18 protein-coding genes are annotated in these 22,604 nt (G+C 51.7%); 9 read left to right on the top strand and 9 right to left on the bottom strand.

Features of this window, described 5'->3' with window-relative positions; genetic code table 11:
* Window positions 1–66: 66 nt before the first annotated feature.
* Window positions 67–996: a 2-dehydro-3-deoxygluconokinase gene (locus SK34_RS10455; protein WP_032950474.1), complete on the bottom strand. Its 930-nt coding sequence runs from the start codon at window positions 994–996 to the stop codon at window positions 67–69.
* 230 nt (window positions 997–1,226) lie between these two features.
* Between SK34_RS10455 and pdeH the strand changes: the two genes are divergently transcribed.
* Both pdeH and SK34_RS10445 read left to right on the top strand, forming a co-directional pair.
* Window positions 1,227–1,994: a cyclic-guanylate-specific phosphodiesterase gene (gene pdeH, locus SK34_RS10450; protein ID WP_003023308.1), complete on the top strand. Its 768-nt coding sequence runs from the start codon at window positions 1,227–1,229 to the stop codon at window positions 1,992–1,994.
* Between the two features lie 78 nt (window positions 1,995–2,072).
* On the top strand, window positions 2,073–4,133 hold the full coding sequence (locus SK34_RS10445) for an AsmA family protein (protein ID WP_048232978.1): 2,061 nt from the start codon (window positions 2,073–2,075) through the stop codon (window positions 4,131–4,133).
* Window positions 4,134–4,226: 93 nt separating this feature from the next.
* Here the strand turns inward: SK34_RS10445 and SK34_RS10440 are convergent, their stop codons facing one another.
* The 3 genes from SK34_RS10440 to SK34_RS10430 form a co-directional block, all read right to left on the bottom strand.
* Window positions 4,227–5,549, bottom strand: coding sequence for an MFS transporter (locus SK34_RS10440; protein ID WP_003023312.1), 1,323 nt, complete (start codon window positions 5,547–5,549; stop codon window positions 4,227–4,229).
* Between the two features lie 350 nt (window positions 5,550–5,899).
* Window positions 5,900–6,925 carry an inner membrane protein YhjD gene (gene yhjD / locus SK34_RS10435; protein WP_048232977.1) on the bottom strand — a complete coding sequence of 342 codons (1,026 nt, stop codon included), beginning with the start codon at window positions 6,923–6,925 and terminating at the stop codon, window positions 5,900–5,902.
* A 47-nt stretch (window positions 6,926–6,972) separates the two neighbouring features.
* On the bottom strand, window positions 6,973–7,872 hold the full coding sequence (locus SK34_RS10430; RefSeq protein WP_048232975.1) for a LysR family transcriptional regulator: 900 nt from the start codon (window positions 7,870–7,872) through the stop codon (window positions 6,973–6,975).
* A 119-nt stretch (window positions 7,873–7,991) separates the two neighbouring features.
* Between SK34_RS10430 and SK34_RS10425 the strand changes: the two genes are divergently transcribed.
* The 4 genes from SK34_RS10425 (at window position 7,992) to SK34_RS10410 (ending at window position 11,724) form a co-directional block, all read left to right on the top strand.
* Complete coding sequence (locus SK34_RS10425; RefSeq protein ID WP_003023319.1) at window positions 7,992–8,750, top strand: SDR family NAD(P)-dependent oxidoreductase; 759 nt, start codon at window positions 7,992–7,994, stop codon at window positions 8,748–8,750.
* Window positions 8,751–9,271: 521 nt separating this feature from the next.
* Window positions 9,272–9,712: a winged helix-turn-helix domain-containing protein gene (locus SK34_RS10420; RefSeq protein WP_032937221.1), complete on the top strand. Its 441-nt coding sequence runs from the start codon at window positions 9,272–9,274 to the stop codon at window positions 9,710–9,712.
* Window positions 9,713–9,911: 199 nt separating this feature from the next.
* Window positions 9,912–10,760 carry an EAL domain-containing protein gene (locus SK34_RS10415; RefSeq protein ID WP_003846143.1) on the top strand — a complete coding sequence of 283 codons (849 nt, stop codon included), beginning with the start codon at window positions 9,912–9,914 and terminating at the stop codon, window positions 10,758–10,760.
* Between the two features lie 361 nt (window positions 10,761–11,121).
* Window positions 11,122–11,724, top strand: a complete 603-nt coding sequence (locus SK34_RS10410) for a response regulator transcription factor (RefSeq protein WP_003837766.1) — start codon at window positions 11,122–11,124, stop codon at window positions 11,722–11,724.
* Between the two features lie 18 nt (window positions 11,725–11,742).
* On the opposite strand, the gene SK34_RS10405 is transcribed toward SK34_RS10410, so the two are convergent.
* A complete protein-coding gene (locus tag SK34_RS10405) occupies window positions 11,743–12,093 on the bottom strand; it encodes a glycoside hydrolase family protein (protein WP_003837768.1) in 351 nt (116 codons plus the stop codon).
* Between the two features lie 86 nt (window positions 12,094–12,179).
* Window positions 12,180–12,719, bottom strand: a complete 540-nt coding sequence (locus SK34_RS10400) for a GNAT family N-acetyltransferase (protein ID WP_048232973.1) — start codon at window positions 12,717–12,719, stop codon at window positions 12,180–12,182.
* A gap of 167 nt (window positions 12,720–12,886) precedes the next feature.
* Between SK34_RS10400 and SK34_RS10395 the strand changes: the two genes are divergently transcribed.
* Entirely contained in the window at window positions 12,887–14,476 is a 1,590-nt protein-coding gene (locus SK34_RS10395) for an STY4199 family HEPN domain-containing protein (RefSeq protein WP_048232972.1), read from the top strand.
* A 27-nt stretch (window positions 14,477–14,503) separates the two neighbouring features.
* Here SK34_RS10395 and SK34_RS10390 read toward each other — a convergent pair whose 3' ends face one another.
* Entirely contained in the window at window positions 14,504–16,153 is a 1,650-nt protein-coding gene (locus SK34_RS10390; RefSeq protein ID WP_003846147.1) for an alpha,alpha-trehalase, read from the bottom strand.
* Window positions 16,154–16,580: 427 nt separating this feature from the next.
* Between SK34_RS10390 and SK34_RS10385 the strand changes: the two genes are divergently transcribed.
* On the top strand, window positions 16,581–17,975 hold the full coding sequence (locus SK34_RS10385) for a cytochrome-c peroxidase (protein ID WP_003837773.1): 1,395 nt from the start codon (window positions 16,581–16,583) through the stop codon (window positions 17,973–17,975).
* Window positions 17,976–18,016: 41 nt separating this feature from the next.
* Here the strand turns inward: SK34_RS10385 and gorA are convergent, their stop codons facing one another.
* Both gorA and SK34_RS10375 read right to left on the bottom strand, forming a co-directional pair.
* Entirely contained in the window at window positions 18,017–19,369 is a 1,353-nt protein-coding gene (gene gorA / locus SK34_RS10380) for a glutathione-disulfide reductase (RefSeq protein WP_003837777.1), read from the bottom strand.
* 104 nt (window positions 19,370–19,473) lie between these two features.
* Window positions 19,474–20,316 carry a 23S rRNA (adenine(2030)-N(6))-methyltransferase RlmJ gene (locus tag SK34_RS10375; protein ID WP_003023347.1) on the bottom strand — a complete coding sequence of 281 codons (843 nt, stop codon included), beginning with the start codon at window positions 20,314–20,316 and terminating at the stop codon, window positions 19,474–19,476.
* Between the two features lie 208 nt (window positions 20,317–20,524).
* On the opposite strand from SK34_RS10375, the gene prlC reads away from it, so the two are divergent.
* Window positions 20,525–22,567, top strand: a complete 2,043-nt coding sequence (gene prlC / locus SK34_RS10370) for an oligopeptidase A (RefSeq protein WP_046670978.1) — start codon at window positions 20,525–20,527, stop codon at window positions 22,565–22,567.
* Window positions 22,568–22,604: the final 37 nt, after the last annotated feature.

Below are 22,604 nucleotides of genomic sequence, written 5' to 3'. Positions count from 1 at the left end.
CCGGCATTGGAGATGCCGGGGCGCTTCGCTTGCCCGGCCTACGGTATGCAGACCGGATAATCGACGTTATTGCGGCATAGCGTCGCGTGGGATAATCGCCCCGCGATGCTGAATCACGGTGCTTGCTGTCAGGTGGCCGCGTTTTGCGGCCTCAGCAGCATCGCCACCGGTCAGACGTACCGCCAGATATCCGGCGCTGAAGGAGTCTCCGGCCGCAGTGGTATCGATCACCTTCTCTTTCGGCAATTTAACGGCCGGAACGTCGATGAGCGCTTCGCCCGCGATGGAAACCAGGCAAGAGTCTGCGCCACGCTTCACAACCACTTCCTGTACACCAGCTGCGTGAGTACGGGCAATCACCTCAGCAACGGGTTTTTCACCCCACAGCGCGTCTTCATCGTCCAGCGTCAGGAATGCGATATTGGTGCATTCCAGCATCTGCTGATAAACCTGCTGGGTTTCTTCTTTGCTGCTCCACAGACGTGGGCGGTAGTTATTATCAAAAATGACCTTTCCACCGTTGGCACGGCATTCACGCAGCAACGACAGCAGCTTGTCACGACTTGCCGGGCTTAAAATCGCCAGGCTGATTCCGCTCAGATACAAGTAATCAAATGTCGCCAGCTCTTCGCAAATCGCGGCAGACTGCTCGCTCTCCAGCCAGAATTTAGCGGCGGCTTCATTACGCCAGTAATAGAAGGTGCGCTCGCCAGTGCTGTCGGTCTCAATGTAGTAGAGACCCGGCAGGCGGTTTTCCATACGCTGGGTTAATGAGGTATCCACGTTTTCACCCTGCCAGGACTCCAGCATTTGTTGGCTAAAACTGTCGGTACCCAGTGCAGTCACATAGTGTACGGAAAGTGCCGCAGCATCGACCTGACGGGCGATATAAACGGATGTATTCAACGTGTCGCCACCGAATCCGCGCTGAACATCAGCGCCTTTCTGTGACAGCTCAATCATGCATTCGCCAATCACGGCAATCTTTCTGGACATAGTCGTAACCTGCTCTGAAAAAAATTAGCGTTAGTGTGCGCTGTGGGTGTTAAGTGGTCAACTATATTAAAACATCGTTCCATTATTTTTTTGAGCCAGCACGTGTTCTGCGTTGTTTTTGCCGCTTAGTTTTTATTTTTGCGCACAGCTGAACGTAAAGTTCTGCGTCTGAGCGCCGATAACCTTTGACGAGTCCGGTCAGTCACACTCTTATTTACAGGACATCTCAGATGATAAAGCAGGTTACCCAGCAGCTCATTACGCTCGATGCGAGTATTGAAAACTTGCAGGAGAGACGCTATTGGCTGCAGTGCGAGCGTGCTTACACCTACCAGCCAATTTACCAGACCAACGGACGACTGATGGCCGTTGAACTGCTGACTGTCGTGAGCCATCCTGATAATCCATCCCAACGTATTGCGCCAGACCGCTATTTTGCCGAAGTAACCGTCCGACATCGTGTTGATGTGGTGATAGAGCAACTTCTTCAACTTGAGCTGAAAGGGGACTTTTTCAGAGCCAACAACCTGCTGGCTTCCGTGAACGTCGACGGACCAACGCTCATAGCGATGCGCCAGGATCCCGAAATCCTGAAAATCATTGAAGGCCTGCCGTGGCTGCGTTTTGAGCTAGTGGAACATATCCGCTTACCGAAGGGGTCGTCCTTCGCCTCAATGTGCGAGTTTGGCCCGCTCTGGCTGGATGATTTTGGTACCGGAATGGCGAACTTCTCGGCGCTTAGTGAAGTGAATTATGACTATATCAAAGTGGCGCGAGACCTGTTCGTCATGCTGCGCAAGACGCCGGAGGGACGTAATCTCTTCACACTACTATTACAGCTGATGAACCGCTATTGCCGCGGCGTGATTGTCGAAGGCGTTGAAACGCTGGAAGAGTGGCGCGATGTGCAAAACTCACCGGCTTTTGCCGCACAAGGCTATTTTCTCTCTCGTCCAGTGCCTCTGGACACGCTTGAAGAGGTGATCCTGTCGCTTTGATGAGGACGTAGCACACCTCCTTTTCATCCTGCTGGACTATCTTTAGGACAGGCAAGGAAGGAAGTAGAGAGGTTAGACATGACGAAAACAGGTAAAATAACCACTTCAGTAATAGGGGTTTTCTTGTTGTTGATCGTCGTACTCATCATTGTGATTGCGACATTTGACTGGAACCGGCTCAAACCGACCATCAACCAGAAAGTCTCTACAGAACTCAACCGGCCCTTTGCTATACGGGGTGACCTGGGCGTGGTTTGGGAACGCCAGAAGCAGGAAACCGGCTGGCGTAGCTGGGTTCCGTGGCCGCATGTTCATGCTGAAGATATCATCCTCGGCAACCCGCCAGGCATTCCTGACGTTACCATGGTGCATCTACCGCGTGTTGAAGCTACGCTCGCCCCACTGGCACTGCTGACAAAAACCGTCTGGCTCCCGTGGGTCAAGCTGGTCAAACCCGATGCGCGGCTGATCCGCCTGTCGGAGAAAAACAGTAACTGGACCTTTAACTTAGCTGGGGACGAAAACCGCGATTCTAATGCGCCGCCATCCGCGTGGTCGTTCCGGCTGGATAACATTCTGTTTGACCAGGGACGCATCGCCATTAACGATAAGGTGACGAAGTCGGAGATTGAGATCCTGGTCGATCCGCTTGGCAAACCGTTGCCCTTTAGCGAAGTGACCGGCGCAAAAGGTAAAGAGAGCAACGCCCGCGTCGAGGACTACGTGTTTGGTCTGAAAGTGCAAGGGCGATATAACGGCGAACCGCTAAGCGGTAGCGGAAAAATTGGCGGAATGCTGGCGCTGCGTGGTGAAGATACGCCTTTCCCGATTCAGGCTGATTTCCGTTCGGGCAATACGCGCGTAGCGTTTATCGGCACGATAAACGATCCGATGAACATGGGCGGGGCGGATCTGCGACTTAAATTCTCGGGAGATTCGCTAGGGGATTTATACGATTTGACCGGCGTGCTGCTCCCGGATACGCCGCCGTTTGAAACCGACGGACGTCTGGTGGCGAAAATTGACCCGGAAAAATCCTCTGTTTTTGATTATCGCGATTTCAATGGCCGCATTGGCGACAGCGATATTCACGGAACGCTGGCCTACACCACCGGCAAGCCGCGACCCATGCTGAAGGGCGATGTGGAATCACGCCAGCTGAGGCTGGCCGATTTGGGGCCGCTGATCGGGGTGGATTCAGGCAAAGGGGCGGAACGGGCAAAACAATCTGAACAGCGCAAAGGTGAGAAGAGCGTTCAGCCTGCGGACAAGGTGTTGCCGTATGACCGTTTTGAAACTGACAAATGGAACGTAATGGACGCTGACGTGCGTTTCAAAGGACGGCGTATTGAGCATGGCAGTAGTCTGCCGATCAGCGATCTCTCCACTCATATCATCCTGAAAAATGCCGATCTGCGTCTGCAACCGCTGAAATTTGGTCTTGCGGGAGGCAGCATTGTTTCCAGCATCCATCTGGAAGGGGATAAAAAGCCGATGCGGGGGCAGGCGGATATCCAGGCTCGCCGCCTGAAGCTTAAAGCGCTGATGCCGGATGTGGAACTGATGCAAAAAACCCTTGGTGAAATGAACGGTGACGCCAGGTTTAGTGGGAGCGGAAACTCGGTGGCGGCGCTGTTGGGTAACAGCAATGGCAACCTGAAACTGCTGATGAATGACGGTTTGATCAGCCGGAATCTGATGGAAATTGTGGGCTTGAATCTGGGGAACTATCTTGTCGGGCAGATATTTGGCGATGACGAAGTGCGGGTGAACTGCGCGGCGGCGAATCTGGATATTGTTAACGGCGTGGCGCGTCCGCAGATTTTTGCTTTTGATACAGAAAACGCAGTCATTAATGTCACCGGTACGGCAAGTTTTGCGTCGGAGCAACTGGATTTAACCATCGATCCGGAGAGTAAAGGGATTCGTATTATTACTCTGCGTTCGCCGTTGTATGTTCGCGGCACCTTTAAGAATCCGCAGGCAGGCGTGAAGGCCGGACCGCTGATTGCGCGCGGTGCGGTTGCTGCTGCGCTGGCAACGCTGGTGACGCCAGCGGCGGCCCTGCTGGCGCTGATTTCACCTTCTGAAGGGGATGCTAATCAGTGCCGGACAATCCTGTCGCAGATGAAGAAGTGATGAGAGCGCCGGATGAGGTGTAAACACCTTATCCGGCCTACGGGGGATTGCAGTTTGTAGGCCTGATAAGCATAGCGCCATCAGGCAATCAAATTACAGCGATTGATGCCGTGTCTCATGGGTTAACAGCAGCGCAATCAGCGTTAACGCCGCCATCGATGCCAGATACGTACCGACCGCCGCCAGGCCGTAATTCGCCTGCAGCCATGCGGCAATGTAAGGGGCAACGGACGCACCAAGAATCGACGAAACGTTGTACGAGAACGACGCTCCCGTATAGCGCACTTCAGTCGGGAACAGCTCCGGCAGCAGCGCACCCATCGGACCAAATGTCAGCCCCATCAGGCTTAAGCCCAGCAACAGGAAGGCGAAAACCAGCACCGGATTGCCAGAGCCGAGCAGTGGTTTAAAGGCAAACAGCGCAAACAGAATGATAAGCGTGGTGATGATGAGCATGCTCTTGCGACGACCAAATGCGTCGGCCAGCAGGCCCGCCACCGGCACCATGACGCCAAAGCCAATCACCGCCATCATCAGCATCCACAACACTTCATTACGCGGCAGGCCAAGTCCTACAGGCGCGGCTGCGGTACTGAACGTCATCGAATAGACGGTCATGATATAGAACAGCGTATAGGTCGCCAGCATGATGAACGTGCCGAGGATCGTCACGCGAACATGTTTGGTCAGCAGGGTACCCAGCGGGATTTTCACCTGCTTTTTCGCCGCGGCTACTTTGGCGAAGACCGGGGATTCATGCAGCGAAACGCGAACGTACAGACCGATAATCACCAGTACCGCAGAGAAGATGAACGGTACGCGCCAACCCCAGCTCATGAACTGCTCGTCGGTCAGCAGCCAGGAGAGCAGCAGAAAGGTACCATTGGCGAAGAAGAAGCCGATAGGCGCGCCCAACTGCGGAAATGATCCGTACAGAGCGCGTTTGCGCGGTGGTGCGTTTTCCGTTGCCAGCAGCGCAGCACCGCCCCATTCACCGCCCAGACCTAACCCCTGGCCAAAACGCGCCAGCGCCAGCAGCAGTGGGGCGAAAATGCCGATCGTTTCATAGCCCGGCAGCAGACCAATGACGACCGTCGAAATCCCCATGGTGAGCAGTGAGGCAACCAGCGTGACTTTACGGCCGACGCGATCGCCGAAATGCCCGAATACCGCAGAACCGATCGGGCGTGCCACAAAGGCGATAGCAAAAGTCGCCAGGGACTGTAGCGTCGCGGCAGTCGGATCCCCCTGCGGGAAGAAGATATGCGGGAACACGATCACCGCGGCGGTGGCGTAAATATAGAAGTCGAAGAACTCAATGGCGGTGCCAATGAGCGAGGCGACGACGACTTTATTGCGCGAGTTGACCGGGGTGTGTTCCTGTTCGTTGTCGAGTGTTGTGGCTGTTGCTTGCATAATATTTTCTTATTTTTGGCCGAACGAGAGGCCATATTACGCACAGCAAAAGAGACATTTCAATCTGTAACAAACTTTGAGAGCGGTCAAAAATAGAGCAAAAAGGGGATAATTTTTAGGCTCGAGATTTCACTTCCATGAAATGCTTCACATAATTTAAAACTTAGATGATAAAACTGGTTTTTGGTTAAATAAAAGTTACGGGTTGGATTTATTCACTAAATCGGTGAGATTGGGCGGCATTATAATTGCCGGATGGCGCTGCGCTTATCCGGCCTACAAAACTCACCCGTAGGCCGGATAAGACGCGTGCGTCGCCATCCGGCAATTAACAACTAATCCGGCGGCGGCTACTGCGTTTTCCCCGGCATACGCGGGTCGTCTTTGTATTCTGCCGTGGCAATCCAGGCAGCGCAAAACAGAGTCAGACGAGCGAAGAAGTAGAAGAACGCCATCAATCCAAGTACGGAACCAAACGCCGCGCCTGACGGCGATTGCACCAGTGACGGCAGGGTATATGTCATGATCATTTTGATGACTTCAAACCCCAGAGCCGCGATAAATGTGCCGCGTATGAGCGCTTTCTTACGCGGTCGGTGACGCGGTAGCCGCCAGAAAATCCAGAAGAACAGCAAGTAGTTGGCGAAAATAGAGATGGTCAGGCCGATCAGCCGCCAGGCGGGCTTCAGCCATTCGATACCGTCGAGATACAACGCAGAGATAATCATCTGCTGGGCGGAACCGGCGATAGAGGTAATGGACAGGGTAACAATCAGCGCAACCAGTAAGCCAATCAATGAGATAAAATCACGCAGATATTTGACCCAAATTTTTTCCTGATCCTGTGGGGTACGCTCCCAGACATCCCGCGACTGAGCACGAATCGCTTCGCGCAGGTTTCCCATCCAGTTAATGCCGGAATAGAGCGCGATGCCAAGCCCTACCAGACCTACAGTGGTACGTTGCTGTACGGCGGTATTAATGGTGTTTTTCAGCGTAGAGGCGAGCGTCGGATCGCTGACGTTCAACAAAATCTTGCTGAAGATATCCTGCAACAGTGTAGGGTGCGAAGCGAGAATAAAACCCGCAGCGGCAAACGACACCATCAGGATCGGGATCATCGACAGAAACGAGAAGTAGGTAATGGCGGCGCCAAACTGATTCCCCATACGATCGTTAAACCGCTCTGCGGCACGAATAAGATGGGCGATGATGGGCTGACGTTGAATTTTATCGGCGAAGGTCAGAGCCGTTTTCAGCGCCTGGTTGGTCTTACCATTGGTTTCTGTATTTTCCTGCTCCAGGGGCTCAATTTTTAGGATGGGGGCGTGCTCAAGTTCCTGAATGGGGCGTTTAATCTCTTTTTCCTGCGTCATCAGGGCAATAATCCTTGTTCTGTTCATTCTCAGGACAGTATAGCTTGTCAGTCCACATAGTCTTTCATCACGCCAGTCAGCCATTCCATAAACAGATGTACCCGACGAGAGAGGTTGCGTCGATGCGGATAAAGCAAAGAGACCGGCATTGGCTCGGCGCGATATTGCGGCAACACTTCGACCAGCGTACCGGCGCGCAGGGCATCACGCACGCCAACGCGCGGTACCTGAATAATGCCCAGACCGGCAAGGCATGCCGCGTGATAGGTTTCGGTACTGTTTACCGTTAGCATGCCGCCGGTTTTAACCCATTGCGTGCCGTTTTCTGTCGCCACTTCGAAGCCTTGCGCACGCGTTCCCAAATTGACCGAGTAGTGCACCACTGCATGTGAAGCTAAATCCTCCAGGCTTTCCGGATAACCAAAGCGGGCGAGGTACCGCGGGCTGGCGCAGTTAATCTGCGTGAGTTTCCCCAGTGGGCGCGCAATCAGCCCTGAATCTTTCAGCGTGCCTACGCGTACCACACAGTCGAAACCTTCGCGGACCAGATCCACCAGGCGGTCGCTGCTGCTGAGTTCGAGCTCAAGGCCGGGATACTGATGCAAGAAAGTGGGTAAGCGGGGCATCACCAGATTTCTCGCCACGCCAACCGGCATATCGACGCGCAGCTTGCCGCTGATGCTGGACGGATCGTGATGAAATAGTCCATCCAGCTCATCCAGATTGCTCAACAAATCTTTTGCGCGTTCGTAATAGATCATACCGTCTTGTGTGAGCTGAACGCGGCGGGTAGTGCGGTGCAACAACTGCGTGCCCAGATGATTTTCCAGGGCCTGGATTTGGCGAGATACGCTACCTTTAGGAAGACCAAGGGTGTCTGCCGCACGCGAAAAGCTCTCCAGTTCTGCGACGCGGATGAACAACTGCATTGCGTGAATTTTATCCATTCTTATGCCCTATTGTTGTTCCAAATGAAACAGTAATGCGCAACAGACGACATTTATTGTTTTTCTATCACCTAATAAGCTTTATCTCAATCATCACAACGTCGGAAATGAGGTTTCTTATGACGCAACGTATCGCATTAGTGACTGGTGGTAGTCGTGGGCTCGGTAAAAACGCCGCACTTAAGCTGGCTGACAGAGGAACGGACATTATCTTTACCTACAACAGCCAGCAGCAGGCGGCGCTGGATGTGGTTGCTGAAATTGAGCAAAAAGGCAGAAAAGCTGCGGCAATACAACTGAATGTCAGCGATGTGGCTGGCTTTGAGTCCTTTACCCATGAGGTACAAGCGCAGCTGAAGAGCATGTGGAATCGTGAGGCGTTTGATTATTTAGTGAACAATGCCGGAATTGGTCTGTATGGCGCTTTTGCCGATACCTCCGAAGCGATGTTTGATCAATTAGTGAACATTCACTTTAAGGGCCCCTTCTTCCTGACCCAACGTCTGTTGCCGTTGATCCAGAATGGCGGCAGGATCCTGAATGTTTCATCGGGACTGGCGCGTTTTGCACTGCCAGGGTATGCCGCCTATGCCTCAATGAAAGGGGCGATGGAAGTACTGACGCGTTATCAGGCGAAAGAACTGGGAGAGCGGGGTATTTCAGTAAATATCATCGCGCCTGGGGCGATTGAAACCGATTTTGGCGGCGGTCGACTGCGGGATAATAAAGAGCTGAATGCATATGTGGCATCGCAAACGGCGCTGGGACGCGCGGGCTTGCCGGATGATATTGGCGACGCGATTGCCGCGTTGCTCAGCGATGAGCTGGCCTGGATGACAGCGCAGCGTATCGAAGTATCGGGCGGAATGTTCCTGTAAATCGCTCGTATCTTATTCAGCTTTTGAGCAATAGAAAACCGGTGCGCCACTCCAGGTAAAAATATAGCTAGTGGCGTTTACCGGTATTATCTGCAATCTAATTCAGCGATCGCGGTGCCGAAAGAAATCCGGGATAAACTTTCTGATAACTCATTTTTCTTCGACAGCGAATTTGTCTCAGAAGAAACCATGATCACTTCCGCATCCCCCACGGATTCAGAATTTAATTCTTTAAAATGTTAAAAATTCGACATTAAAAATTGAGCGTTCGATCGCGTATGTGAAAACATGGCCTATGTGCTAAAAATTTCGCATAGGAAGAATAATAAATCGTGAATTTCATTTATAACCTCAAATCTACCATAAACGAATACTAAACGACCGCTTCCTCATAGTAGATTGGGATGAAGATTGGAAAGCATTTATAGCAGTCATATAATCCACCATACAAACGGTATGGATTATCTCAACGCTTATATGTAGAGGTGCATGTTCGTCTTCATTTAACGTGGGTATAAGATATGGGCTATCGTCTATATGGATTTATGATTGGTGCTGAAATTCATTTTGACATTTCTAATCGCCGACTGTATCGGCTTACTGGTAGCCATACCGAGAAAAACATCGTTTTTGCGTCAATTTACTTTAATGAAACAATGCTCAGGCTTTTCCTGTATTTATTAATAAATGCCAGGAGCCAGCCGGTACCGAAAGAAGAATTATTTGAGAAAATCTGGGAAGCGCATAATCTGAGCCCCTCTGCGCAAAGATTATGGCAAGTCCTGCACAATCTTAATAATAAACTTGGCCTGCTGGGGTTACCCAGGGATTTTATCCTCAATATAAGAGGTCAGGGTTATGTCATCAATTATCCTGATGTCATTCCCGTTTATTACAAAGTGAGCGAACTCCCAACTCATGCTGTCAAAAAAAGGGAGAAAATAGATAACCTGAGTGAGTGATGTCAACCCAGGTATTTGCCCTGAGCATGCAGTGCGAGGGGCTTTTTTTATCGTTATATTTACTTTTTATTTTCAATGTATTTTCGCTAAATAGCGTTATTGTTCGATAGATACCAATAACGGCCAGGGCGATTGGGTCAGGTTCTGATGATTGCTGTGCGGTTGCCCTCAATAGGCCGCCGCACGCTTGAGGCTCGTGATGATTACCACAACCAGGCAACTCCCGATATTATTCTCTGACGCCAGCGAATTACTGGCCCGTTTCCTCACCTGTGCACCGGTAAAAACGTTGAATGCAGCCATTCTTCAACGGCAGTTCCAACCGGTGTATCAACCCATTTTTAACAGCCAGACGGGTGAAATTGCAGGTATTGAGGTACTCGCCAGGTGGACGCATCCCCAGTATGGCGCTATTCCCCCTGATATATTTATTCCCCTTGCGGAAGAGCATGGTCTTATCGCCTCGCTGACGCATCAACTTATTCAGCAAGTCATTGCCGACCTGCAGTCGCGGCTCCCCCTTTTCCCAAATGGACTTTACCTTAACCTAAATCTGAGCCCCGAAAACTGCCTCGATCCGCGCTTTGAGTCGGACGTCGTGGCGCTCATGCAAAAGCTTGCCCCGGTTCAGGTTCAACTGGTTATCGAAATTACCGAAAGACGCCCTCTGCACTTTACCCCTCAGCTAAGCGAGTGGTTTGCCGCGTTGAGAAAATCCAATATCGCCGTAGCGTTAGATGATTTCGGGACGGGATACTCGAATCTGTGTTACCTCCACGCGCTGGAACCGGAGTTTATTAAGATAGATAAACTGTTTGTCAGCCAGATTGGTGAGGGGGGTGATACCCGCATTGTCGATACGCTTATTGAGCTGGCGCAGAAGATGGGTCTGCGAATGATTGCCGAGGGCGTTGAGACTCAGGCTCAGGCCGATTATCTGCGCATGAAACGCTGTGATTTTTTACAAGGGTATTATTTATGCAGACCCGTTCCACTTGAAGATCTGATCGGAGTGATGCAATCGCCTGCAACCTTTAGTGTCGATTGATACAGCAATACTGCCTGGGGAAACCACAGGTGATGATCAATTGATGCGACATTTTATTTTGTAACATATTTGTCTGTTAGTGTGAGTTCCTTATTTTTATTAGAAAATATAGACTCCAAAAAATTAATATTAATAAGCTAGTTTTGAGTATTGGATATTAAGGATTTCCTTAATGTTTAGCGCCACTTTTGTCCCTTTGTGTGATTATTTGGTTTGAGCTGTAACTATTTTCGATTTCTACTTTTTTCTTCTCCGTCTATCGGTAAAATGGCCCCCGCCAAATGGTGACTTCTTATTTTACCCCTCGGGTAATACCCTTCCGCGTGTTAAGGCTAGTATCTTATTCAGACGGAGATAAGTAATGCAGGTAATAATGTTTGACAGGCAGTCGATATTTATTCATGGAATGAATGTAAGTTTACAAGAGCGTATTCCAGGAGTGGATGTTCAGGGTGTCAGTCAGGCAGATGACCTTTGGCAGAAACTGGAAGACACCCCTGATGCACTGATAATGCTGGATGGCGACCAGGACGCCGAGTTCTGCCGTAACTTGCTACAGCAGATAGCGCAACGCTTTTCGACAGTAAAAGTGCTGGTAACAGCAACGGACTGCCGTAAAAAATGGCTGCAGGAGGTTACGCAATTGAATGTGCTGGCCATTGTTCCACGCGACTCTGACGCGGAAACCTTCACGCTGGCTCTCAATAGCATTGCGATGGGAATGGTATTTATCCCCAGAGATTGTATGACAACCCCCGAGAGCAGCGGGCAAAATATCAGATCGCTTAGTGCGCGTCAGCGAGAGATTCTGACTATGCTTGCCGCCGGAGAATCAAATAAACAAATTGGTCGATTGTTAAATATCAGCACCGGAACGGTCAAAGCCCATCTTGAATCGCTGTATCAGCGCCTCGAGGTAAAAAACCGTACGCAGGCGGCAATGATGTTAAACGACGCAATTTAACGGGCGAATATTTCACAGTCAGAACGATTCTGGCTGTGAAATAACCCCCGAGCAGAATTCTGCAGCACAAAACCGGCTTATCCCCACGCTGAGCATCCACGCAATTAACGCTTCCTGTTGAAACCTTTCTTTTATTTGCGGCATTTTCTGGTGTATGAATTCCTCGCAGATTTCCAGGTCCGCGAGCAGTAGTGTTTCTGCCTGCGTTACCGAAACAGGCGCAGGAAAGCTTTCATCGGATGTGATTTCGTGCCCGTAGCCAATCACCCAGACACCATTTTTGTCCTGATACTTTTCCAGTGACAGGCCTTGCCATTGTTTAATAAATGCAACACAAGCGGGCGTGAAATACGTTGAATGGAGTGGCATATTCATCTCTGTACAAAGAGACCTATTTTAAGAAACCGCCTCCGTTACGCCAGTTGTCATACAGCCAGTTTTTTCAGCAAAACGTCTTATTCTGCGGGTGGCTGATAGTCGTGTTTTAACAGGCCGAAAATCCAGTCATCATTCCAGGTTTGATGCAGCCAGTAGCTTTCCCGCAGCGTGCCTTCGTGAATGAACCCGACCTTTTCCAACAGACGCCGTGAGGCTTCGTTTCCTGCGGTGACGCAAGCCGTAAGCCGGCGTAGCCCTCCGGTGGTAAATGCAAAATCGCAAACTGCATGCAGAGATTCAGTACCATAACCTTTCCCCTGCGCTTCAGGGGCGAGCAGAAAACCGACCTCGGCACATTCATTGCTCTCATGAATAAATCCAGTCACTCCAAGCGGTGCTCCCGATGCCTTATCGCACAGGACCAGACATAGCCAGTGCGGGCTGCCGGGAGACCATTCAGGCAGGCGGGAGTTGAAGGCTATCCGAATCTCCTCTTCAGTACGCGTGTCAGCGACAAAGCGCATCACATCTGGATTCTGCTGTAGCGTTAAGAAGAACGTCCAGTCATTTTCTGTCAGTGGGCGGCAGAGAAGACGTGATGTTTGCAATACAGGCACAGGCTTATCTCCAGAATAATTTTCAATGATTGTGCGGAAGTCACTGTAAAACTTATTTATTTGCTATATGAATATGTTCTAGTCTACATCGGCACAACGTTGCGTTTAAAAAAGATAATTACATACCATGATGAGGCCGCACGTTTTGGGTCCTTTTAGGGAAGATGATGACCAATAGCGCGTTACAAGCGACATGTACACCCTTTGAACATTGTCTGGGGATTATCCGTCAGGCGTCGATAGAAATATTATTGCTGTTAGGCGTACATGTCACAGAAGGCAAAGACCCTCGGTGGTTTCTCGAACAACTGGATCAGGCTCGACTGAATCTGGGCGGCTGGGGGGCTGTCGCCAGACGGTTGCAGATGAATGATGCGCAATTGAGCCAGTTCACTCTGCGGCTACGCCATCTTCAACAGAGTGTACCCCAATATGAAAATGGCCAGGACGTCAGTGAAAACCAGCTGATTTCAGCGCTGCGCTTTGTGGCCTCTCTGGAACAATTACGCCAGCAACAGCCCATCCTGAAGTATCAAACCGAAATTACACCTGTAGAGCCGGATGCTCAGATGCGGGCGCAGCGTCAACTTCGCGCAATAGAATTAACCCTCAAATCCCTGATTGCGCGGGTATGGCCGGATCAACATCCTCTCAACAGCTTTCTGAAACAGCACTTTGGCGGTGAACGTCTGCGTCGCTGGCTAAAGTTGGGCGAAGGACGAGATGCGCTGGACGGTATGATGTTTAGCGAGCTGGCACTGATGGTCGTCGATAAGAAATTATTTGTTCGCCACTTTACACAGATTTTTAACGATACCTCGGTGCTGATGTCGTTTGTTGAGCCGCGCATCACGCTACGCATGTTTTTGGATGATTGCCGCCTGGCTCGTAACTGTGTTATCGCGCAACAACCGCTAACCTCAGTACAATTGCTGCTGCTGGACTACCAGTACCGGCAGATAACTCATCCTGTGCAACGGGCGTTTGAAGAACGGCGTACGCGCATTAATCCTGCGTCGTATCTGGAATCTGATGAGTCCATGGTCCGCCAGTTTTGGGAAACGGCAAAGCAAAAAGACGAGCAAGCGGGAGGCGATAAGCATGAAATCGCAGACAGTATTGATCCGCCGGAGAAGCGAGCCAAACGTTCGGCGGAAGAACGTGAACAGCTGATTTCCGGCATGTTGTGGGTAGCAGTCGGCGTGATGGTGCTGGCGATTTCGCTGGGTGCGTTCTGGTTATTCACTTCGCCAGCGCCACAGGCGTCATCCGGACAATCCGTTGAAATTGTGCAGGAGGAACCGCGACGTGACGCCCCCAGCGCACGGGAGGCGGTGACCCGAATGGGTATCACCTGGGATGCCTTTAACATGCGGGCGGCTATCGATCGCAATGACACCCGCGTGACGTCACTGTTCCTGCAGGGTGGGATGGACTGGAAGCTGGCGTGGACGGAGCAGGCGTTCTCAGCGGGCAATACCGAGGTGTTGAGACTACTGCTGCGTTACCCTTCGCAGATGGATGAAAGCAAACCATGCCGACAGTTTATGACTACGCTCAGCCATGCGATGTCGAATGGGGCGTCACTCACATCGCTGCATAAAAGTTATCTGCAAAGTTTTTGTTCGGTGCCTGCGGTCGTTGCGCGTCAGCAATATAATCTTGAGCAGGCCGAGCTGCGTGTTCGCGCCCAGCCAAGCCCTGAGAACAAGAAATGGCAGAAAATTCACGCCGAGTTGTACGATGCGATTAACTGACATCCTGATGAATCAGACCGTCAACCGCTAGGGTTCGCCATACAAACCGATGAGTCGGCGCACCACGCCATTGGTCCAGCCAAAGCCGTCCTGCAACGGATATTCCCCGCCGCCGCCTTCGCGCGGCGCTGCGTCGGCTATGTGGTATTTTTCGATAAGCTTGTGGTGTTCCTGATAAAAGAGATTCACCGTTTTCAACCAGTTACGGGCGATTTCATCCCCGAGATGGTCGTCACCGTACAGTTTGAAGCCCTGAATCGCCATCCACTGCAGCGGCGCCCAGCCGTTGGGTTTATCCCACTGTTCCCCAGTTTCATGCTCCGTGGCTAAAATACCACCGGGCGTGAGCAGGCGACTGCGAACCGCGTTAGCAAGCCGGTCGGCTTGTTCATGTGTTGCCATACCGACATACAGCGGCACAATACTGGCGGCGGAGAACAGGGCCATTTGTTCGCGCCGCCAGTCGTAATCGCGATAGCAGCCGTTTTCATCGTCCCACAGATAGCGGTTTACCGCATCGCGACGGTCACTGGCTTTCTGGCGAAACTGCGCTTCCGTTTCTTTGTCGCCTTTCAGCGCGGAAATATTGGCGATAGTGCTTTCCAGCTTGTAGAGGAAAGCGTTCAGATCAATCGGGATGAACTGCGTGGTGCGTATGCTGGCAAGGCGGCCTGCATCGCGTAGCCAGCGCGAGGAATAATCCCAGCCGGAGGCCGCGCCCGCGCGCAAATCCCGATACACCTCATTGGGTGGTCGACCCGAATGCTTGGCGGTTTCGACGTCTTCAAGCCAAGATTCATCACGCGGGGTATCACGATCGTCCCAATAGCGGTTGAGCAGAGAGCCGTCCGACATTCTGATCACGTGACGGTAGGCCTGGTTGAGCACCAGGGAATCGGCGCCATCCATCCAGAATGCGTATTCCATTTTCAGATGTTCAAGGTAACGACGTGCGCCGCGTACGCCATCCTCTTCAAACAGTTCCACCATCAGCGCAAAGACCGGCGGCTGCGAACGGCTTAGATAGTAAGTACGGTTACCGTTGGGGATGTGGCCATAGTTTTCAATCATCCAGGCAAAGTTATCCGCCATACATTTCAGCAGGTCTTCGCGACCGCTCTCTGCCAGACCCAGCATGGTAAAGTAGGAATCCCAGTAGTAGGTTTCGCTAAAACGTCCGCCGGGCACAATATATGATTGCGGTAACGCCAGCAGCGAGGACCAGGGAATGTGATCCTGCGGCTCGCGCGTCAGCACAGGCCACAGTTGATCGATATGCTCTTTTAGCGAGCTTGCCGGATCGGACACATACTCACTGGAGGGCGTTTCCGGTAGCCAGAAATGGTTCTCGACGAAACGTCGCAGATCAAAGTCGCGGTGGCGTTTAACTTTGCGATAGCGGATCAAAATGTCCAGTGGGTCCATTTTGGGCGCACAGTCGGGGAAGGTTTTGCTATCGGCAAACAGTTTCGACGACTGGACGTGTTCGAACAGCTCAAGGTAACGATCGGCCGGGGTTAACGCATCTGAGGCGGGCAGCCCTTCAATCATCTCCGGCTCAGGCTCTGCCTCAATCATTTCATCCAGCTTTAACTCGCACGGATCCATTTCATAAAGCAGATCGATATCGATCGTCATTTCTTCTGAAGGGGCGTGGGGTAGTTTCTGGTTGAGCATAATGAGAAAGACCTCCGATGGACGTTGAAAGATTAAGGCTATTGCCCGGTCGTCAGTTAAGCGTAGACATTCGCTTCGGTGTCTGGTGAGTAAAGCGTGCGGTTGATCACGTTTTAGTGCTGCATATTATTTAGAAAATAAGACTATCCCAATGAATATAATGAAGAATTCATAATTCTGCGTGACCTGAAGATATTTCATTTTCAGAACATTCGATTGCAACGAGGTGTGAACGGAAAACCATAACGGCTTATCTCCGTAATAGGCACAGGCTATTCTATCGATAGTTATCCCCCATGTAATTGCTTGATACTTATCAAAATAATAAATCCCTTACTTTCTATGATGGTTAAGTCTGATAAAGACTATGCACTCATTATTCTAATTTTTCTGGGTCACAATAACTCACAACGGTGAGGGTAAAATAATGAAAATCATTACCCGTCTTACCGCGATAGCCATAGCTGGCGTCGTGATTTGTTATTTTGGATTATCCGGTTATGTGTGGTATCACGATAATCAACGTAGTAAACAGGCAGATGTTCAGGCCTCTACGCTGGAAGAAAATAATAAAGTATTAGGTTTTTTACGCGAAAAAGGATGCGATTATTGTCACACGCCTTCAGCTGAATTACCTTTCTATTCTTCTTTTCCTGTCGCTAAGCAGTTGATGAATTACGATATTCAACTGGGATACAAATCATTCAATCTTGAGGCCGTTCGTGCGGCGCTGGTCGCAGATAAACCCGTTTCGCAAAGCGACCTGAATAAAATTGAATGGGTGATGCAGTACGACACCATGCCGCCGACGCGTTATACCGCACTGCACTGGGCTGGCAAGGTAAGCGATACGGAGCGAGCAGAGATCCTGGGCTGGATTGCGAAACAGCGCGAGCAGTATTACGCCAGTAACGATACCGCCGCGCAGCATCGTAACGAGCCTGTGCAGCCGATACCGGAAAGCATTCCGACCGATGCCCGCAAAGTGGCGCTAGGCTTTACGCTTTACCACGACCCGCGTATTTCCGGTGACAGCACGATTTCTTGCGCGCACTGCCATGCCCTGAATGCGGGCGGCGTAGATGGTCGCAAAACGTCAATCGGCGTAGGCGGCGCGGTTGGTCCTATCAACGCGCCGACGGTATTTAACTCTGTCTTCAACGTGGAACAATTCTGGGATGGTCGAGCACCAACATTGCAGGCGCAGGCAGGCGGCCCGCCGTTGAACCCTATCGAGATGGCGTCTAAATCCTGGGATGAAATTATTCAGAAACTGGATAAAGATCCGCAACTCAAACAAGAGTTTATCGCGGTTTATCCGCAGGGATTCAGCGGAGATAATATTACCGATGCGATTGCTGAGTTTGAGAAAACGCTAATTACGCCAAATTCGCCGTTTGATAAATGGCTACGCGGTGATGAAGCGGCGTTAACCGCCCAGCAGAAACATGGCTATCAGTTGTTTAAAGATAATAAGTGCGCGACCTGTCATGGCGGTATTATTTTAGGCGGGCGTTCATTTGAGCCATTGGGTTTGAAAAAGGACTTTAATTTCGGCGAGGTCACTGCCGCAGATATTGGCCGCATGAACGTCACTAATGAATTACGTGACAAGCTGCGTCAAAAAGTCCCTGGCTTGCGTAACGTTGCGCTGACCGCACCTTATTTCCATCGAGGTGATGTGCCTACGCTCGACGGTGCGGTAAAACTGATGCTGCGTTATCAGGTGGGTAAAGAACTGCCGCAGGAAGATATCGACGATATCGTGGCGTTTCTTGAGAGTCTGAACGGGGTGTATACGCCGTATATGCAGGGTAAATAAGAGAAAACCGGATGGCAAAGCGCCATCCGGTATTTTATTGATTAACGCATGGTAACGAACTCTTCTGCTGCCGTTGGGTGAATCGCAACGGTGTTATCAAAGTCTTTCTTGGTGGCGCCCATTTTCAGTGCGACCGCGAAGCCTTGCAGCATTTCATCCATTCCAAAACCAATACCGTGAATACCGACAATCTTCTCTTCCGGACCGACGCAAACCAGCTTCATGCGGCAAGGCTGACGATGTGAAGTGACAGCGGTATACATCGCGGTAAACGATGATTTATACACTTTTACCTGGTCATCGCCGTGCTGTTCGCGAGCCTGCTGCTCGGTCAGGCCGACGGTGCCAATTGGCGGATGGCTGAAGACCACGGTCGGGATATTGCTGTAGTCCAGATGTTCGTCCGGTTTGTTGTTAAACAGACGCTCAGACAGGCGACGGCCCGCGGCAACAGCAACCGGCGTCAGCTCAACGGCACCGGTGTTATCGCCGACGGCATAAATTCCCGGCACGCTGGTGTTCTGATATTTATCAACGACGATGTAGCCTTTTTCGTTGGTTTTCACGCCAGTAACTGCCAGGTTGAAGTTATCGGTGGCTGGTTCACGACCAATTGCCCAAATCAGGCAATCTACCGTTTCGCTACGACCATCTTCCAGTTGCAGGGTCAGGCTGCCGTCAGCGTTTTTAACGACCGCTTTCGGAATCGCGTGAGTATGCAGAGTCGGGCCTTCGGCGTTCATCACCTCAACCAGCGTGTCGACGATCATCGGGTCGAAGCTGCGTAGCGGCGCGTGTTTACGCACGAACAGATGCGTTTGGGCACCCAGGCCGTTAATCACGCCTGCCAGCTCAACGGCGATGTAACCTGCGCCGACGACCGCAACACGCTTCGGCAGCGCGGGCAGCTCAAAGAAGCCATCGGAGTCGATCCCGTATTCCACACCCGGAATGTTCGGATGGCTCGGACGACCGCCGGTAGCAATCAAAATATGATCAGCAGTAATAGTTTCACCGTTCACTTCAATGGTTTTGGCATCCACAAAGCGGGCAAAACCTTTAATCACATCGACATTATTTTTGCCCAGCACATTGTCGTACGAGGTATGAATACGATCGATATAAGCGGTACGCGTGGCGATCAGTTTATCCCAGTCGAACTTATTGATGGTGGTGTCGAAACCGTAATCCGGGCCGTACATGTGGATCGCTTCGCGAACCTGGGCGGCATGCCACATCACTTTCTTTGGTACGCAGCCCACGTTAACGCAGGTGCCGCCTAACTCTTTGGCTTCAATCAGTGCGCATTTCTGGCCGTACATTGCTGCACGGTTAATGGAGGCAATACCGCCGCTGCCGCCGCCAATAGCGATGTAATCATAGTGCTTGGTCATGACCGCTCCTTCATGTTCATTGTAGGGCGGAGACGCGTTACGCCATCCGCCAAAATATTCGCGATTGTATACCTGATATTAAAAGGTTCCACCGATGGCTGCGATTACTCCGGCACGATCCAGCTTACCGAGGTATGACCGGTTCCTGCCGGAACCAGTTTGCTGTGCAACCACGGCAAAACGTTGTTCATCTGCTGCTCCAGCTTCCACGGTGGGTTAATCACAATCATGCCAGATGCTGTCATACCGCGCTGATCGCTGTCCGGGCGCACCGCCAGTTCAATTTGCAGAATTTTGCGGATGCCGGTGTCTTCGAGATCGTGGATCATGCGCTTGATTTGCTGGCGCAGAACCACCGGATACCACAGCGCATAGGTGCCGGTCGCGAAACGCTTGTAGCCTTCGTTAATACCGGTGACCACCGCCTGGTAGTCGCTTTTGATTTCGTAGGGTGGATCGATAAGGATCAGCCCACGACGTGAAACCGGCGGCAATTTTGCTTTCAGCTGCTGATAACCATCGGCTTTGGCCACGCGTGCGCGCTCATCTTTCTGGAATTCGCCGCGCAGCAGGGGAAAGTCGCTCGGGTGCAGTTCAGTTAATTGCAGGCTATCCTGTTCGCGCAGCAGCTGGCGAGCAATTAACGGAGAGCCCGGGTAGTAGCGCAACTGACCGCTACGGTTGAAATGTTGCACTACGCCAATGTAGGGTTCCAGTTCGGCAGGCAAATCGTCCTGCTGCCAGATACGGGCGATCCCTTCCAGATATTCACCGGTACGTTCGGCATGCTCACTGCTCAGCTGATAACGGCCAGCGCCAGCATGGGTGTCCAGATAGAGAAACGGTTTTTCTTTCTCTTTGAGCGATTCAATGATCAGGCTCTGGACGGTGTGTTTCAGGACGTCGGCGTGGTTGCCTGCGTGATAACTGTGGCGATAACTGAGCATGGGTAATGAAATTCCGCTGAAATGACGATTTGCCACAGTTTACAGCAGATCGGCACAGATTACCCGTAGGCCCGGTAAGCGCAGCACCACCGGGCGTCTTTCCGTCACGGTTAGCATTGAAATCCTCTACACTTAACCCCATTGTACAAATTAATATGCACAGCGCCGGATACGCGCTTCATTCACTCTTTTCAACAGGACCGCGCTAATGACCAATCCATTGCTGACTCCCTTCGAACTGCCGCCGTTTTCTAAAATTCAGCCTGAGCATGTCGTGCCTGCCGTCACTAAGGCGCTGAACGATTGCCGCGAAAATGTTGAACGTGTGGTTGCGCAGGGCGCGCCGTACACCTGGGAAAATCTCTGCCAGCCGTTGGCGGAAGTTGACGATGTGCTGGGGCGTATTTTCTCTCCTGTTAGCCACCTGAACTCGGTGAAAAACAGCCCGGAACTGCGTGAAGCCTACGAACAAACGCTGCCGCTGCTGTCTGAATACAGCACCTGGGTTGGACAACATGAAGGCCTGTACAAAGCGTACCGCGACCTGCGTGATGGCGATCATTACGCCACCCTGAACACCGCGCAGAAAAAAGCGGTCGATAACGCGCTGCGCGATTTTGAGCTTTCTGGTATTGGTCTGCCGAAGGAAAAACAGCAGCGCTATGGTGAAATCGCCACCCGTCTGTCTGAGCTCGGCAACTTGTACAGCAATAACGTCCTTGATGCCACGATGGGCTGGACGAAGTTAGTCACCGATGAAGCTGAGCTGGCTGGTATGCCGGAAAGCGCGCTGGCTGCGGCGAAGGCTCAGGCGGAAGCCAAAGAGCAGGAAGGCTATCTGTTAACGCTGGATATCCCAAGCTACCTGCCGGTGATGACCTACTGTGACAACCAGGGACTGCGTGAAGAGATGTATCGCGCTTACTCCACCCGCGCGTCTGACCAGGGGCCGAACGCTGGCAAATGGGACAACAGCCCGATAATGGAAGAGATCCTCGCGCTGCGCCACGAACTGGCACAGCTGCTGGGCTTTGAAAGCTACGCCTTTAAATCTCTGGCTACCAAAATGGCGGAAAACCCGCAGCAGGTCCTCGACTTCCTGACCGATCTGGCGAAACGCGCCCGTCCACAGGGTGAGAAAGAGCTGGCTCAACTGCGCGCCTTTGCGAAAGCGGAATTTGGCGTTGATGAGCTTCAGCCGTGGGATATCGCCTACTACAGCGAGAAACAAAAACAGCACCTCTACAGCATCAGCGACGAGCAGCTTCGTCCTTATTTCCCGGAGAACAAAGCCGTTAACGGTCTGTTTGAAGTGGTTAAACGTATTTATGGCATCACTGCCAAAGAGCGCACCGATGTTGACGTCTGGCACCCGGAAGTTCGTTTCTTCGAGCTGTACGACGAAAACAACGAGCTGCGCGGCAGCTTCTACCTCGACCTGTATGCCCGTGAACATAAACGCGGCGGGGCGTGGATGGATGACTGCGTCGGCCAGATGCGTAAAAGTGACGGCACGTTGCAAAAACCGGTTGCCTACCTGACCTGTAACTTTAACCGTCCGGTGAACGGTAAACCTGCGCTGTTTACCCACGATGAAGTGATTACCCTGTTCCACGAGTTCGGCCACGGTCTGCACCATATGCTGACCCGTATCGAAACCGCGGGCGTTTCCGGTATCAACGGTGTGCCATGGGATGCGGTCGAACTGCCGAGCCAGTTTATGGAAAACTGGTGCTGGGAGCCACAAGCGTTGGCGTTTATCTCCGGCCATTATGAAACCGGCGAACCGCTGCCGAAGGAACTGCTGGATAAAATGCTGGCGGCGAAAAACTACCAGGCGGCGCTGTTTATTCTGCGTCAACTGGAGTTCGGTCTGTTTGATTTCCGTCTGCACGCGGAATTTAACCCGCAGCAAGGGGCGAAAATCCTCGACACGCTGGCGGAAATCAAGAAACAGGTCGCCGTGGTGCCGGGCCCAACCTGGGGCCGCTTCCCGCATGCCTTCAGCCATATTTTTGCAGGGGGCTACGCGGCGGGTTACTACAGCTATCTGTGGGCCGACGTGCTGGCGGCGGATGCCTTCTCTCGCTTCGAAGATGAAGGGATTTTCAACCGTCAAACCGGACAATCGTTCCTCGATAACATCCTCACCCGTGGCGGTTCTGAAGAGCCGATGGAACTGTTCAAACGCTTCCGTGGCCGCGAGCCACAGCTGGATGCGATGCTGGAGCATTACGGGATTAAAGGCTGATTTACCCGTCATACTTCAAGCTGCCTCTTCGGCAACT

The sequence above is a fragment of the Citrobacter sp. MGH104 genome (assembly GCF_001034485.1).
GTDB lineage: Bacteria > Pseudomonadota > Gammaproteobacteria > Enterobacterales > Enterobacteriaceae > Citrobacter > Citrobacter freundii.
This window is presented reverse-complemented; position numbering and strand designations above follow the sequence as displayed.